At 47.6% G+C, this 14,482-nt stretch carries 15 protein-coding genes, 1 tRNA gene and 1 riboswitch; of the genes, 11 read left to right on the top strand and 5 right to left on the bottom strand.

Annotated elements, in window-relative coordinates:
• The first annotated feature begins 14 nt into the window (after positions 1–14).
• Positions 15–103, top strand: a riboswitch (cyclic di-GMP riboswitch).
• A gap of 423 nt (positions 104–526) precedes the next feature.
• From U6B65_04195 to U6B65_04180, 4 genes are all read left to right on the top strand, one after another.
• Positions 527–946 (top strand): sigma-70 family RNA polymerase sigma factor, encoded by a 420-nt coding sequence (locus U6B65_04195; protein WRS28340.1) that lies wholly within the window; start codon positions 527–529, stop codon positions 944–946.
• A 631-nt stretch (positions 947–1,577) separates the two neighbouring features.
• On the top strand, positions 1,578–1,946 hold the full coding sequence (locus U6B65_04190) for a type II toxin-antitoxin system PemK/MazF family toxin (protein WRS28339.1): 369 nt from the start codon (positions 1,578–1,580) through the stop codon (positions 1,944–1,946).
• A gap of 16 nt (positions 1,947–1,962) precedes the next feature.
• The gene (locus tag U6B65_04185; GenBank protein WRS28338.1) at positions 1,963–2,181 is read left to right on the top strand and encodes a helix-turn-helix domain-containing protein; all 219 of its coding nucleotides are present in this window, start codon (positions 1,963–1,965) and stop codon (positions 2,179–2,181) included.
• Positions 2,182–2,329: 148 nt separating this feature from the next.
• Positions 2,330–3,577, top strand: a complete 1,248-nt coding sequence (locus tag U6B65_04180) for a tyrosine-type recombinase/integrase (GenBank protein WRS28337.1) — start codon at positions 2,330–2,332, stop codon at positions 3,575–3,577.
• 160 nt (positions 3,578–3,737) lie between these two features.
• On the opposite strand, the gene U6B65_04175 is transcribed toward U6B65_04180, so the two are convergent.
• The 3 genes from U6B65_04175 to U6B65_04165 form a co-directional block, all read right to left on the bottom strand.
• Positions 3,738–3,826 (bottom strand) — tRNA-Ser (locus U6B65_04175).
• A 765-nt stretch (positions 3,827–4,591) separates the two neighbouring features.
• Entirely contained in the window at positions 4,592–5,287 is a 696-nt protein-coding gene (locus tag U6B65_04170) for a hypothetical protein (protein ID WRS28336.1), read from the bottom strand.
• Between the two features lie 216 nt (positions 5,288–5,503).
• Complete coding sequence (locus U6B65_04165) at positions 5,504–6,787, bottom strand: adenylosuccinate synthase (GenBank protein ID WRS28335.1); 1,284 nt, start codon at positions 6,785–6,787, stop codon at positions 5,504–5,506.
• A 609-nt stretch (positions 6,788–7,396) separates the two neighbouring features.
• Between U6B65_04165 and U6B65_04160 the strand changes: the two genes are divergently transcribed.
• The 7 genes from U6B65_04160 to U6B65_04130 all read left to right on the top strand — a co-directional run bounded on the left by U6B65_04160 (position 7,397) and on the right by U6B65_04130 (position 13,277).
• A complete protein-coding gene (locus tag U6B65_04160) occupies positions 7,397–7,810 on the top strand; it encodes a SpoVA/SpoVAEb family sporulation membrane protein (GenBank protein ID WRS28912.1) in 414 nt (137 codons plus the stop codon).
• A gap of 182 nt (positions 7,811–7,992) precedes the next feature.
• The gene (gene spoVAD / locus U6B65_04155; protein ID WRS28334.1) at positions 7,993–9,009 is read left to right on the top strand and encodes a stage V sporulation protein AD; all 1,017 of its coding nucleotides are present in this window, start codon (positions 7,993–7,995) and stop codon (positions 9,007–9,009) included.
• Positions 9,010–9,022: 13 nt separating this feature from the next.
• A complete protein-coding gene (spoVAE, locus tag U6B65_04150; protein WRS28333.1) occupies positions 9,023–9,391 on the top strand; it encodes a stage V sporulation protein AE in 369 nt (122 codons plus the stop codon).
• A 592-nt stretch (positions 9,392–9,983) separates the two neighbouring features.
• Complete coding sequence (locus U6B65_04145; protein ID WRS28332.1) at positions 9,984–11,111, top strand: ABC transporter ATP-binding protein; 1,128 nt, start codon at positions 9,984–9,986, stop codon at positions 11,109–11,111.
• A complete protein-coding gene (locus tag U6B65_04140; GenBank protein ID WRS28331.1) occupies positions 11,104–11,757 on the top strand; it encodes an ABC transporter permease in 654 nt (217 codons plus the stop codon). Before U6B65_04145 ends, U6B65_04140 begins: the two co-directional genes overlap by 8 nt.
• 5 nt (positions 11,758–11,762) lie before the next feature.
• Positions 11,763–12,356, top strand: coding sequence for an ABC transporter permease (locus tag U6B65_04135; protein ID WRS28330.1), 594 nt, complete (start codon positions 11,763–11,765; stop codon positions 12,354–12,356).
• Between the two features lie 30 nt (positions 12,357–12,386).
• Positions 12,387–13,277, top strand: coding sequence for a glycine betaine ABC transporter substrate-binding protein (locus tag U6B65_04130; GenBank protein WRS28329.1), 891 nt, complete (start codon positions 12,387–12,389; stop codon positions 13,275–13,277).
• A gap of 65 nt (positions 13,278–13,342) precedes the next feature.
• On the opposite strand, the gene U6B65_04125 is transcribed toward U6B65_04130, so the two are convergent.
• Together U6B65_04125 and U6B65_04120 are read right to left on the bottom strand one after the other, a co-directional pair.
• A complete protein-coding gene (locus U6B65_04125) occupies positions 13,343–13,645 on the bottom strand; it encodes a hypothetical protein (protein ID WRS28328.1) in 303 nt (100 codons plus the stop codon).
• A 138-nt stretch (positions 13,646–13,783) separates the two neighbouring features.
• Positions 13,784–14,470 carry a hypothetical protein gene (locus tag U6B65_04120; protein WRS28327.1) on the bottom strand — a complete coding sequence of 229 codons (687 nt, stop codon included), beginning with the start codon at positions 14,468–14,470 and terminating at the stop codon, positions 13,784–13,786.
• Positions 14,471–14,482 lie beyond the last annotated feature (12 nt).

Genomic DNA, 14,482 nt, shown 5'->3' with positions numbered 1-14,482 from the left:
AAAAATAACTTGAATATAATTTAGGGCAAACCCATTGAAAAATGGGGACGCAAAGCCGAGGGTCTAAGGCATCGTTTGATGCTATGATAGTCTGGCTGCCAAAAACCGCGCAGGGCCTGCCCTCTCCAAACAGAGGACAGGTCCTTGCTCACTTTTACGGCTTTTGACGGAGCATATGGGCATCTGGACACCAAATTTCGCTTTGCACTGCCATAGTAAAAGGGGTTCCTTGATGCGTATGCTTTGTTTTTTGCCTTTTCGGGGGTGGAGATAAAGACGGTGAAATCCGTCTGTCTCCATTTTTACATATACAATTTTATAATTATATTTTAGAAAAGTCAGTATTTTGCCAAGGGCAAAGTGCTGACTTTTTACTTTCGACAAGAAACCATTCACAGCGACAGAAAATTACAGAGTTTTACAAGCCGCTTTTATATAAGGCAGCTATCGTTCCCCGCTGCCGCTCTCCTCCGCTTTTGACATTTTGACTCATCATCAAAATTTCAGAAAACGGAGGACAAGCCATATGGCAGAGAAAAAAGAATATCGAATCAAGGTGCAGGGGCAGCTCGTCCCTGTCAGCGAAGAAGTCTATTTGACCTATCACCGAATGAAGCGCCGTGAAACTTATCTGGAGGAAAGAGATACGACAAACGGCGTGTTTTATTACAGCGCCCTGGATACGGAGGGAACCAATGGTGAGGATGTAATTCCCGACCTTGTTTCTCCCCGTGTGGAGGATCTGATTATGGACAAGCTGTTGGCAGAAAAGCTCCATCAGTGTCTTGCCCAGCTCACCAAGGAAGAACAGGAGCTAATTTTTACTTTGTTTTTTCAGAATAAAAGTGAGCGTCAACTCGCTGAGGAAACAGGCATTCCACAGAAAACCATCAATGACCGGCGGCACAAAATTCTGGTCAAACTAAAAAAACTTATGAAAATTTAAAAATAATTCCGCTCAACCCCCTCACGAAATCGGCTTAGTAGTGAGGGGGTTTTTCTATTCACCCTCACTGCTCTTTGAAAACTTCATATCCGATGACCTGAATACGTTAGCTGACGGACCCCAAAAGGGAAAGCAACCCCGGAGGATGCGCCAAGACCACCTGTAGGCAGGCAGCAAGAAAAGCGGAATCACTCACTTTTCTGTTCGCTCGTTTCTTTCTGCTCCTATCAAAGACGGCCAAATAAGGTGCAAAGCGGTACCCATCCGACCGGAAAACAGGCTGTGGCAGCCTGTCTTGCAATGATCCCGTCAGCCTATATTGATACTTCTGTCCAGTCACAGCCCCCCTTGACCGGGGGATCACGCAATGAGGGCAGCCGGCAGAGATCCTGGCGGGGGTGAGATTCCCATGATGCGGTGATGCCAGCCGCAGTTCAGGCCATCGCCTTTTGAGTCCGATACGATTCGGGCTCTGTGTGCTTGGGGAGTAGTGTCGAATTAAGCACCTTGATTACCAAAAAAGACTTAATGTCAGAAGCGATGGGGATCGCTCTGCCGTTACAGCAGAGCGGTCCCTATATTTGTGCCATTAAGAGAAATGAAGGAATTCCAAATCAAGGAGGTGCAAAGTTTGGACACGATAAAGCAAGGCATCAGCCGCGGCGATATTTACTACGCCGATTTAAACCCTGTTGTGGGCTGCGAGCAAGGAGGCATCCGTCCCGTACTTATTCTGCAAAATGATATAGGCAACCGCCATAGTCCCACCACCATTGTCTGCGCCATCACTGGCAAACCCAAAAATCCCCTGCCCACCCATACGGCCGTTGTCGGAGCGGGCAGACTGTCCATGGAGTCTTTCGCACTTCTGGAGCAGATACGCACCATCGACCGAACCCGGCTTCGGGGCTGGGTCGGCAGGCTGGATGAGCAGAAGATGGAAGAAATCAATCAGGCACTTTCTATCAGCATCGGACTTAGTCCGGCGCCTTTTTTATGAAAGGGGGATTTGTATTATGGGTAACCAAACAATCATGTTTGAAAAATACCCCGATGTAGTCGAGGTAAATCAATTACGGGAAATGCTCGGAGGCATCAGCCGGAAACTGGCATATAAACTGCTGTCAGAAAAAGAGATACATAGTGTTCGCATTGGGCGAACCTATAAGATTCCCAAGTCATGCGTCATTGAATATTTACTGAGCGAAGAAATGTGCCATATCAAGATTGGTTGATATGGCTTTTTGCTTATTATTGGCCCAAAACCGTAGAAAAATCCGTTGGATTGTTTCCGCGTAATTCAGTAGCTATCCCATGCTTTCTATGGTATTGTGATGTTGTCAATGGTAGGCAAATTCGCTGTTATTTCAAAGGAGGATAACAATGATAACAGGCTGCCTACAAGAAAAAAACAATACTTATTACGCCGTCCTATATATCAAAGTGGATGGTAAAAGAAAACCTAAATGGGTTTCTACCGGACTCCCGGTAGCGGGGACCAGCGACAGGAAAGCCCAAAAAGCCTTTGACCAAATCCGGTTGGAATATGAACAGGAGCAGGAAGAAAAGGAGCGTCGGGAAGCCGAGGAACGAGCCAGAGAACAAATTGAGGGCAAACGGAATCCGCAAGCAGATGTATTATTTACCGACTACCTCCAAAAATGGCTAACTCAAGCAAAGCCTACGATAGCCAAAACAACATTCAAAGGCTATCAAACCATGCTGGACGGTCGGATCAGCCGGTATTTTACTGAGCTGAATATCACCTTGGGAGAGGTTACCCCACAGCACATCCAGGACTTTCATCAATCAATTTTTGATGAAGGACACACACCGAACACGGTTATCCATTATCACGCAGTCCTACGCAGAGCATTGCAGAATGCAGTAAAAAAGGAGATCATCGACAGCAACCCTGCTGACCGGGTGGACAGGCCCAAGAAAAACGTGTACCATGCTCAGTTTTATTCCGCAGAGGAAATGATGGCACTGTTCGATGAGATATCAGATGATCCCTTGGAGATTTGTGTGAAGCTGGCAGCTTACTATGGCTTGCGCCGAAGTGAAGTCCTCGGATTAAAGTGGGATGCGATAAACCTTGAGCAAAAGACAATCTCCATCAAGCACAAGGTGATTGAGGACACGGTAGATGGCAAATCCATAGCGGTCGGAGAAGATGTACTGAAAACCAAATCCAGCTTCCGCACCCTACCGTTACTGCCATCGGTGGAAAAGCTACTGCTTGCAGAAAAGGAAAAGCAGGAAATGTACCGAAAGCTATTCAAGCGTTCCTACTGCCGAGATTACCTTGATTACATCTGCCTCGACCAAGCGGGAAAACTCATGCGCCCCAATTATGTGACGGAACACTTTAGCTGGGTGCTTGAAAAAGCCGACCTCAAAAAAATCCGTTTCCACGATTTAAGACATTCCTGCGCCAGCTTACTGCTTGCAAATGGGATATCAATGAAGCAAATCCAGATATGGCTGGGACACAGCACTTTTTCGACCACAGCGGATATTTACTCTCATCTGGACTTCCATGCACAGATCGAATCCGGCTTGGTTATGGATGGGATGTTTGAAAGAAACCGAGTGGCGGAACCTACTGGACTTGCAGCGGCCAACTGATTTTCTACGGACTGCTTAATAGAAATACGGAAAAGCCTTATAGAGCGAGGACTCAGGCACATCCGTTTTCTACAGAAACAAAAAAACGCCCTCAAAAGAGAGCGTAGAAAAGACAAAAAAATGGAGGGCCTGTTGCGGACATTGACCGCAAACAGGCCCCTGGCGGAGGCGGTGAGATTCGAACTCACGTGCCCGTGAGGACAACCTGATTTCGAGTCAGGCTCGTTATGACCACTTCGATACGCCTCCATATTCTATTTTAATACACCGAGCCTTTCGAAAAAGTCAAGGCAAAGTGTAGAAAAACCGTAGAAATCGGTAAAAAGCTAAATTTTCAAAATCCCGCAAACCCGCAGAAACTCAAGGGTTTCCCGCATTTTCAAGGCAACTGACCGAGTGGATTTCGAGTGCGGCTCGTTATGACCACTTCGATACGCTTCCATATTTTATTTTAGACGCCCGCCAAAACCAAAGCTCTGGCAAAGCGTAGAAAAAACGTAGAATTTCTGGGCATAGCCCAACAGATTTTCAGGCGTAGAACCGCACTGCGCGGGAACTTAGCCGGTAGAACATGCGAAGTGCAAGAGCCCGTTTCGAGTTTCGCACCTTCGACCACTTGGGTACCTCTCCATATTCAATTTCACCCCGCTTTTCAGGGTGGCACAGGTGTTAGAATAGAGCCGTGGATTCCTGAGTCTTGCGGCTCGGAAACCTTGGAAACACGGGCTTTTCCGGATTTAGGCCGCGGATTTTCCCTCGCCCGTTTCGAGCGCAAGAATCCCCTTAACCGAACCTGAGCTTTAGCCCGGAGACAAACAAAACCTTTTACATAATACCCTCAGCCATAGGAAAAAGTCAAGCCTTTTTTGAGAAAAACTGTGGATTTCTTAGTCTGTTGAAAAGTCTAAAAACATCAACAACTCGAAAGCATAGATCAACTGCGGGTTTAAGGTGCCCAATTCAACGACGTGTGGAATACTGTGTTGAAAATGTGGAAAAAAGCATCTTTGTTCTTTATTCCAGGAGTTGCTCCATATGGACATGCAGTAAAGTATTTCCTAAAAAAGGCTTGGATCTTACGGTATTTAACTGCGAAATATCCAATGCAGCGGTAAAAGGAAATTTACCGGAAGGTGGCACAAAGAAACCATCCTTTTCTTGGGAAATGGCGGCAGGTATACACACTGCACTGGCATGATTGGTGACGCTCACAACAAAAACATGGTTGGTTTGAGCAACGTTCCATGCCCCATTAATTACCATATGGCTTCCGTATTGTTGTAGGCGAATAAATTGCGAAGAAATGATGATTTTGGCGCCAAGACGCGAGGCGGCTTCACAAACCAGCGGATGATAGATGTCCACGTCCACACAAAGAAATAGTGGGCCAAAAACAGTATCTAAGGAAGAAATATCCGTGCCTCGTTCAAAATCAGTGTCATCCAGCAGATTGACATAACAGGCTCTCTGTGCACCCAAAACCCGTCCGTCTGGGGAGATCAGGCACATACACAGAAAGTTTTGCAGTACAAACCGATGGGGAACAAGATGAATGTGATATTGCCGGGCGTATCGGCAGCAAGCTGCCAGATATTTTCTGGTTTGCTCTTCGGGGATGTAAGGACAGCTCAAATCCGAGAACACAACAAAATTGCTGTTAAAAGCCGGAGAGGAAAATGGCTCGCCGACACTGAGTTTAAGCATTTCCATAATACATCTCCTTTCCATTCCTTGAAGGGATACCAGCACACGTATAAAGCTGCATGATATAGTCAATAAGCTTGAAAACAAAACCATCGTTCTTAAAAGCAAGCGCACTTGCTTTCAAGTTCGGCTACTATAAAAATACAATAATTACCGGCAAGCAGTGGGGAAATAAAAAGCAGGGGGGAGCCTTTTGAAAAGCTTCCCCCATTTTTAGTTACACTATTTGCTGGTACGTTCTAAATTCTGTTCCCGGGCAGGGCCCACTCCAACCATAGTAATGGGGCAGCCGCAAACATCCTCCAGCTTGGCAATATAGGCCTTACAGTTAAGGGGAAGCTCATCAAAGCTGCGGCATCGTGAGATATCCTCATCGAAGCCGGCAATGTCCTCATAAACAGGCTGGCATTGACCCAACTCCTCAAAGGTGGGAGGAAATTCTTTGATCAGGCGGCCATCCGGCAGCTTGTAACCGGTACAGATACGCAAGATTTTAATTCCTTGTAAAGTATCCAGCTTGTTCACAGCCAAATCGGTCAAGCCATTAACCCGAACAGCGTGGCGCAAAATCACGGCATCGAACCAGCCAATACGGCGGGGGCGGCCGGTGTTGGTTCCAAATTCATTGCCGACCTTCCGGATGTTTTCACCAACTTCATCAAACAGCTCGGTAGGGAAGGGGCCTTTGCCAACTCGGGTGGTATAGGCTTTTGCCACGCCGATGACCCGGTCAATCATAGTGGGCCCGATGCCCACACCGGTGCAGACACCGCCGGAACTGGGGTTGGAGCTGGTGACGAAGGGATAGGTTCCCACGTCCAAGTCGAGCAAAGTTCCCTGAGCACCCTCGAACAGAACTTCCTTGTTTGCTTTAATGGCTTCAAAAGCCAGAACGGATACATCAGCCATATAAGGAAGCAGACGCTGCCCATAGGCGATATATTCCTCAATAATTGCTTCAATATCAAGGGGAGAATGGCCATACATACCGGTAATCATGCGGTTTTTAATAGCGCCGGTAACGCGTGCTTTCTTGCCTAGCTCCTCCGGGTGGGTCAGATCATACATGCGCAGGCCGATGCGGTCTGCCTTATCGGCATAGCAGGGGCCAATGCCCCGGCGGGTTGTACCAATATCCTGTGCACCCTTGGAATCCTCGGAAAGAGCATCCAAGGTCAGGTGCCAAGGCATGACCACGTGGGCTCTGGGATCAATGCGCAGATTTCCGCAGTCAATTCCACGCTCAATCAGGCCATCCAGCTCTTCCAAAAGGGATTTTGGATCAATAACGGTTCCACAGCCGATGAGGCAAGTGGCGTGGGGATATAGAATCCCGGATGGTACCAGCCGAAGCTTATAAACCTCTCCGCCGCTTTCCACAGTGTGACCTGCATTGTTGCCGCCCTGTGAACGTATGACTACATCCGCCCGGGAAGCCAGAATATCAATGATTTTGCCTTTTCCTTCGTCGCCCCATTGTACGCCGACTACAACCTTAGTTGGCAATGTTACAACCCCTTTTCCTTATGGGCTGTTTCTCTCTTATATATAAGAAAAAACAACCGCTGTTCTATGGTGACACATCCGTTTTGCAGATGCGCTTATACCGGGAATAAAATCCAAACGTAAAAATTTAGCAAATTTAAGCTGTTGGCGGTTATTATAACACAAAAGCAAAATGCAACGCATTTTGAAGAGGCGAAGCTCATACCGCCTTTCAGCGGCCTTTCGTTGTTTCAAAGTAACCCACTCGAAATCTTTGGTTTTGCTAAGCGGGCGAGATTATTATACCAAAATTCGGGCGATATCGCAACCTAAAACCCTATATCTATTTTGAGCAGATGCCTTTACATCAGCCATACTGCTCCAAAAAACGCTTTATTAAAATAAAATATTTGCAATTTGCAGGTGCGTTTCTTAGTACATATTTATCCTGTGTACGGGAAAAATACTGAAGTGACGCTGGATTCCCGGAAAATAGTTGCTTTTACCTGTGCAAATTTTGGAAGGGATGCGTCGGGAAAAGCGGGTGGTTTTATTCTAAACCGTTATCCGTTGACTATGTTTTGTGAGGTGACTTTTATTTTGGAACTGACCAACAAGGATTATCAGGAAATGGCAAAACGTGCCACTCCTCCCAGCAAAAGCGGATTCAGCATCCCTATGGCGTTCCTCATTGGCGGCGCTATCTGCACCATTGGTGAAGCCTTCAGCAATTTATATTTGTATCTGGGCATGGAGCCGGATGTGGCTGGTGCCTGCGTTTCGATTACTTTGATCTTTTTATCCGCACTGCTTACCGGCTTGAATGTATACGATAACATTGCATCCATCGCAGGAGCAGGCACACTGGTTCCCATTACCGGCTTTGCCAATGCGGTGGCGGCACCTGCTCTTGAATTTAAAAGCGAAGGCTATGTTTTGGGGCTGGGAGCCAAAATGTTCATTATCGCCGGGCCGGTTATTGTGTATGGTGTGGCGGCTGGTGTGTTTTATGGCATTCTGGTTTTTCTGTTTGGATTTTACTGATCCGGGCGCCTGCACTTATAGCAGAATGCGTACTAAACAGATTGGCTGTTTAGTACATATGACATTTTGTCGTATGCGGCTGTAACCGGCGCATTCTTTCTTCATACTCATATTCCGGGGAACCAGCAAGACTGATTTTGCCTGTCTAAATGAGTATACTTTTTTGAATGGGAGGATGAATTATGGCGACAAAAGCAGGCAAACGCACCATTCGGCTGGATTCCAGCCCTTGTGTGCTGTCCTATGCCTCTGTGGCCTCCAAAAAAGAATCCGAGGGGCCAATGGCCAAATACTTTGATATAGTCAATGTTGATTCCTTTTTTGGCCAGCAATCGTGGGAAAAGGCCGAAAGCCGGATGCAGCAGCTGGTGGCGGAAAAAGCACTGGAAAAAGCAGGCCTTTCTCCGGATAAAGTGGATATGATTTTTGCGGGAGATTTGCTCAACCAGTGTATTGGTTCCCACTATGGCCTGCGGGAGCTGGGAATTCCCTTATCGGGACTTTACAGCGCCTGTGCCACCATGGCCCAGAGCTTGGCCATGGCTGCAATGATGGTAGAAGGAGGGTTGTGTGCCACCACCATGGCCGTGACCTCTTCACATTTCTGCTCCGCTGAGCGGCAATTCCGTTTTCCATTGGAATACGGCGGCTGCCGGACTCCTTCCGCCCAGTGGACAGTAACCGGTGCGGGTGGCGCAGTGATAGGGCAGGGAACCGCTCCGCCTTATGTCCGTGCGGTGACCATCGGCACCATTGAAGATAAGGAAATCAAAGATATCAACAACATGGGTGCGGCCATGGCCCCGGCGGCGGCCAGCACTCTCACCAATTTTTTCAGCGATACTCTTACCGGGCCGGATAACTACGATCTGATCATCACCGGCGATTTGGCCATGGTGGGAAGTGACCTGTTGCAGCAGCTGATGAAGCGGGAAGGCTATGATCTGAGCAAAAAGCACTCGGACTGCGGCTTGTTGATTTATGACAGGGATACCCAGAATGTGCAGGCAGGAGGCTCCGGCTGCGGATGCAGTGCCACAGTGCTTTGCTCTTATATTCTGCCAGCCATCCGGGAGGGAAGACTGCGGAACGTTTTGTTTATCGCCACAGGTGCGCTTATGTCCACGGTCAGCGTCCAGCAGGGAGAGAGTATCCCCTGCATTGCTCATCTGGTTCACCTGTCTGCCGACCCCAATTAGAGGAGGAAGGAACATGTCTGTTTTTTTGGAATATCTCAAGGCCTTTTTGGTAGGTGGGGCTATTTGCGCTGTTGGTCAGGTTCTGATTGATTACACCAAGATGACCCCGGCACGCATACTGGTAACCTTTGTGGTTGCCGGGGTGGCTCTGCAGGCCTTTGGGCTTTATCAGCCTCTGGTGGATTTCGCCGGGGCAGGCGCTTCGGTGCCGCTTTTAGGCTTTGGCCATCTCATTGCCAAGGGAACCTTGACGGCTGTGCAGGAAAAAGGACTCCTTGGCGCTCTTACAGGAGGCTTGACTGCTTCTTCAGGTGGAATCGCCGCCTCTATTCTGTTCGGATTGCTGATTGCATTGATTTTTAAGCCCAAGGAAAAAAGCTGAAAAATGATGCGGATTTTTTGGAATTTACAAAAAAGTGAAAAAATAATCCAAAAACATCATTGGTATATTTTTCTACCCCGTCAAAGGCTATATCCTTTCTTTTTTATATCAAATTGAATATTTTATAGAAAAAGTCAGGTCGTTTCATGTCTTTTTCAGTCGAATTACCCTGTCATGAATTTGACAGGGTCTTTCATATTCTGTATACTAAAAACACATCTTTTGAATTCCCCCAAGAAAAAAACCTTGATTTCAGGCGGAAAACGGCTTTGCTTTGAGCACACTTGGGGATGCCGACAACCGATCGGCTTTTTGAATTGCAGCTCAATTTTGAGAATGGAAGAATGTAATTTCCAAGGTCAAATGAGCGGCGGCTTATGCTTCTTTTTCAGCGGTGTAATACGGACTGCTAATTGGGGCAGTTGGGCATCTTGAAATTGAGCCTTTAACCCGGTGGGATAACCTCACTGGTCCAATGCCAATGGATTCGTCAATACCACGGTGGCTTTGCTTTTGCCCCGTGTTTGGAATCGGTTCAACGAAACGGTTTGCCGAAAAAAGAAATGTGATCAATGCGTAAGGAGGGAAAACTTTGATTTGCTTTGAGCATGTCAGCAAAAGCTATGGGGATGCACTGATTTTGAATGACCTGAATCTTGAAATTGTAACAGGCGAATTTACAGTGCTCATAGGCCCCAGTGGCTGTGGAAAAACCACTACACTAAAAACCATCAATCGCCTTATTAATCCGGATAAAGGCAAAATTTTTATTGATGGCAAGGATACGGCCCAGATGGATAGGGTCAAGCTGCGGCGTACCATTGGGTATGTAATTCAGCAAATCGGCTTGTTCCCCAACATGACGGTGGAGCAAAATATTTGCGTAGTACCCAGGCTGCTGAAATACGATAAGGAGAAAAGCCGCCAAATTGTTCACGAGCTGATGGAGTTGGTGAACATGCCCTATGATCAATATGCGGGCAAGTATCCCTCGGAGCTTTCGGGCGGGCAGCAGCAGCGCATTGGGGTTTTGCGGGCTTTGGCAGGTTCTCCCCCCATTGTTCTTATGGATGAGCCTTTTGGTGCCTTAGACCCCATGACCAGAAGCGTTTTGCAGGATGAGGTCCGGCGGCTCCAGCGCAAGCTGAACAAAACCATTGTGTTTGTCACCCACGATATGGATGAAGCCCTGAATATGGCCGATAAGATTATCTTTATGGATAAGGGCCGCATCGTGCAGATGGCCACCCCGGAGGAGATGCTCAAAAAGCCTGCCAATGATCTGGTTCGCAGCTTTATGGGCAAGCGCAATACGGAAAATGAGCTGCTTCCCCAGACCGCCGCTGATTTTATGCGGGAAAACATCATTACCGTATACAACAACCGCGGTATCCGGGAGGCTGTTGACTTAATGGCACGCCGCAATGTGGATACTCTCATTGTGAAGAATCCGGATGATACCTATGCGGGAACTGTTTCGATTCAGAGCATCCGCAGCGAGGGTAAGGGACATAAAACCATCGAGCCTCTTGTGCAGCAAACCAACATGACCTCGTACATAGATGAAGATGCCCAAGCCTGTTTTGATAAGCTGCTTTCCGGCCATGATAACTATGTTGTGGTGCTTAACCGAGATAATACCGTTGCCGGTATCGTAACCAAAACCAGTATGGCCAGAGCGCTGGCCGATGCTGTATGGGGGGAGGATACCGATGAGTGAGCTGGCTGCTTTTGTGCAAAAAAACTGGAGTACACTGCTTCGGGCGCTGGAGGTTCATATCCGGCTTTCCTTTTCGGCAGTCGCACTGGGAATCTGCATTGCCGTTCCTCTGGGTATTCTTTTGACACGCTTTCCCAAGGCCGCCCGTCAGGTGCTGGCCATTGTGGGGGTATTCCAGACCATTCCCAGCATGGTTATGTTTGGTTTGGCGATCCCACTGCTGGGCATTGGTTCCAAAACAGCGCTGGTGGTGCTGGTGATTTATTCCATTCTGCCGATTCTGCAAAATACCTATACCGGTATCGCAGAGGTGCCCCGCCAATATACCGAGGCTGCCAAGGGCATGGGCATGAATACCCTGCAAGCCTTGGGCAGAGTTGAGATTCCTTTGGCGCTGCCGGTGATTGTTTCGGGCATTCAGCTTTCTGCGGTTTACATCATCAGCTGGGCCACTGTTGCGGCCTTAGTGGGAGCCGGGGGGCTGGGGGATATTATCTATACCGGCATTATGACCTATAATTACCCCATGATTGTAATGGGGGCCACACCGGCCTGTATTCTGGCTGTTCTGACCAGTCTGGTCATCGGCCGTCTGGTGCAGGCGGTAACGCCCAGAGGCCTGAAAATTCAGCGGGAAAGGGGATAAGCTTTATGACAGAACTAGTGGTCAAATCTTTTTCTCATCTTCTGCTTTCTTGGGGCGGGGTCGCCTTTGCGGCTGTAATCGGTATCCTGTTGGGGATTCTGCTTACCAGAGTTCCGGTTTTATCCGGCCCGGTGCTGGGGCTTTCCGAAATTTTGCAGACTGTGCCCTCACTGGCTATGCTGGCGATTCTCATGATGACCTTTGGGCTGGGGGATACCACCGCCATTATGGCCATTTTCCTCTATTCGCTGCTGCCTATTGTGCGCAACACCTATACAGCAATCCGGGGTGTTGATGCGGCCCTGCTGGAGGCAGCCAGAGGCATGGGGATGAGCAAGCTGCAAATGCTTCTTCAGGTGGAGCTTCCCAACGCTTTGCCGTTGATTCTTTCCGGTATCCGGGTCTCGCTGATTACGGCCTACGGTATTGTGACCATTGCTGTTTTGGTAGGCGGGGGTGGACTGGGCGGTTATATTTACCGGGGAACCCAGACAGCGGATACGGCTATGGTTCTTATGGGAGCCATTCCCATCTGTGCCATGGCAGTGGGAACCGACTTTCTGCTAAACCGCCTGGAAAGGAAAATGATACGACGATAAATCACACTTGTTACACGAAAGGAGAATTTTATGATCAGGATTCGAAAGATAGCGGCAACGGTAATGATGGTGACCGTATTACTGGCCTCTCTTGCGGGGTGCGGTTCTAAGGATAAGGTGACGGTGGGTGCAAAAAACTACACCGAAAGCCTGCTGACCGGTGAAATTATTGCGCAGCTTCTGGAAGCTAAAACCGATCTGAAAATCGAACGAAAATATAACCTTTCGGCAGCAGTAAGCTTCGAAGCCATTAAGAGCGGTGAAATTGATATTGTTCCAGAATACACTGGCAGTGCACTGATCCACTACTTGAAAAAAGAGCCAATCACCGATCCCGACGAATCTTATCGGGTGGTTAAAGAGGAATATGAAAAGCAGTTCGGCCTTGTATGGTTGGAGGATTTCGGCTTCAACAATACCTATGCCAATGCTGTCCGTAAGGATTTTGCCGAAGCCAACGGCATCAAAACCTTTAGCGATCTGGCTCCCTTTACTCCTGAGCTGATCTTTGGAGCTGAGCACGGCTATTTAGACCGTACCGATGGATATTACCCCATGTGTGAGCTGTATGGCTATGATTTTAAAGATACGTTACAAATGGATGTAGGACTGATTTATAAGTCGCTGAATCAGGGTGAGGTGGATGTTGCCAATGTATACACCACCGATGGCCTGCTTTATGAATACGATCTGGTCGTCTTGGAGGATGACAAGAATTTCTACCCTTCTTATTACTGCGCCCCTGTGGTTCGGCAGGATACCTTAACCGCACATCCTGAAATTGCAGAGACACTGCAGGTCTTAAAAGACTGCACCACCGCAGAGGATATGGTGCGTTACAACTATATGGTGGATGGAGAAAAGCTTTCCATTGAAAAGGTCGCCGCTACCTTTATTGAAGAGAAGGGTTTGCTGAAATAACGATTTCAGCAGTATATAACTATAGAAGAGCCATCGGCGTAAGCTGATGGCTCTTCTATATGCTGTTATTCGGGGAAATCCTCACCGGAACGGTTGCCAACATATTGAATCCGAGAACCATTTACCTCTAAATCCAAGAAGGATGTATAAGCTGCTTTGCCGTTTTTGCCGATTACCATGATTTCCAATGTGGTGGTGTTTTCTTTGGTCTGGGAATCGATCACAATACAATCCGCCGGGTCAAACATAATGTCAAAGTAAAAACAATCGGTTGCTTGGTCATAACGGGCATTTGCGTAAGGCAGTTCATTGACTGCGGTTAAGGTTTCCTTTTGCAGGCCCTTTAGGTATACCGACAGCCCTTCCATTACATCTGCGGCTGCAACCGGATAACCTTGGTTGTAATCGTATTCTTCCTTGATATCCGAAAGATAGGTATATACATAAAAATTGATCAGGGCGTTGGCGTCCAGCTGGTTGGCATCTTTCCAATCCTGCGCACAAAACTATGAGGAAACCGCATAATCTATTTCATTTTCTTTTTGCTTGGTAACAGCATTGGAATATTCCATATAAGGGTTAAATTCAAAGTAAGAGTCCAATTTCCAAGAGCCGCCCTCGTTTCTCAGTAAAAAATTGTTCCATTCTGTCTCATCGCCCAGCAGGAGGGTGTTCACTGCCATCACAATCATTTGGTCGTCTTGGTAGGGAATGTACCATTGATCGGTGAGCTTATAAGGCCAGCCCAACCCGCCCTGATCTGTGTTGCGATACAGTTGACCGTCGATTTCTTTGTACATAGGGGTATCCTCGCCGGAGGGGTCAATAAATGCATGATCATAAAAAAATATATTGGCAAAATTGGCTGTAAAGACTTCGGCAGTAGCGGCCTTCATTTCAGCAATGGTTGCAAAATCGTTGACCTTATAATAGGGTGCATAAACCGATTCCTCGGCGATATCCAAACTCTCCCAAGCTTCTTCGAAATACCAGCGCATAACAGGCAAAGCCTTTTTATCCAGTGCGGAAAAAAGTTCATAAACATTTTCCTCCGAAATGGATGTGCTATTTGTGCCGATTGAAGACTCGGAGGGTTCACTTTGGATAGCGCCACTGGATGAAGAACCATTTCCGATTGAACAAGACGTTAATAAAACAGCGCAAAGAAAAAATGTCAGGATTTTTTTCATCATGTTTTCTCCTGT

The sequence above is a fragment of the Oscillospiraceae bacterium MB08-C2-2 genome, assembly GCA_035621215.1.
Lineage (GTDB): Bacteria > Bacillota > Clostridia > Oscillospirales > Ruminococcaceae > WRAV01.
Note: the sequence above shows the minus strand (reverse complement) of the source record. Positions and strands in the feature narration are given on the sequence as shown.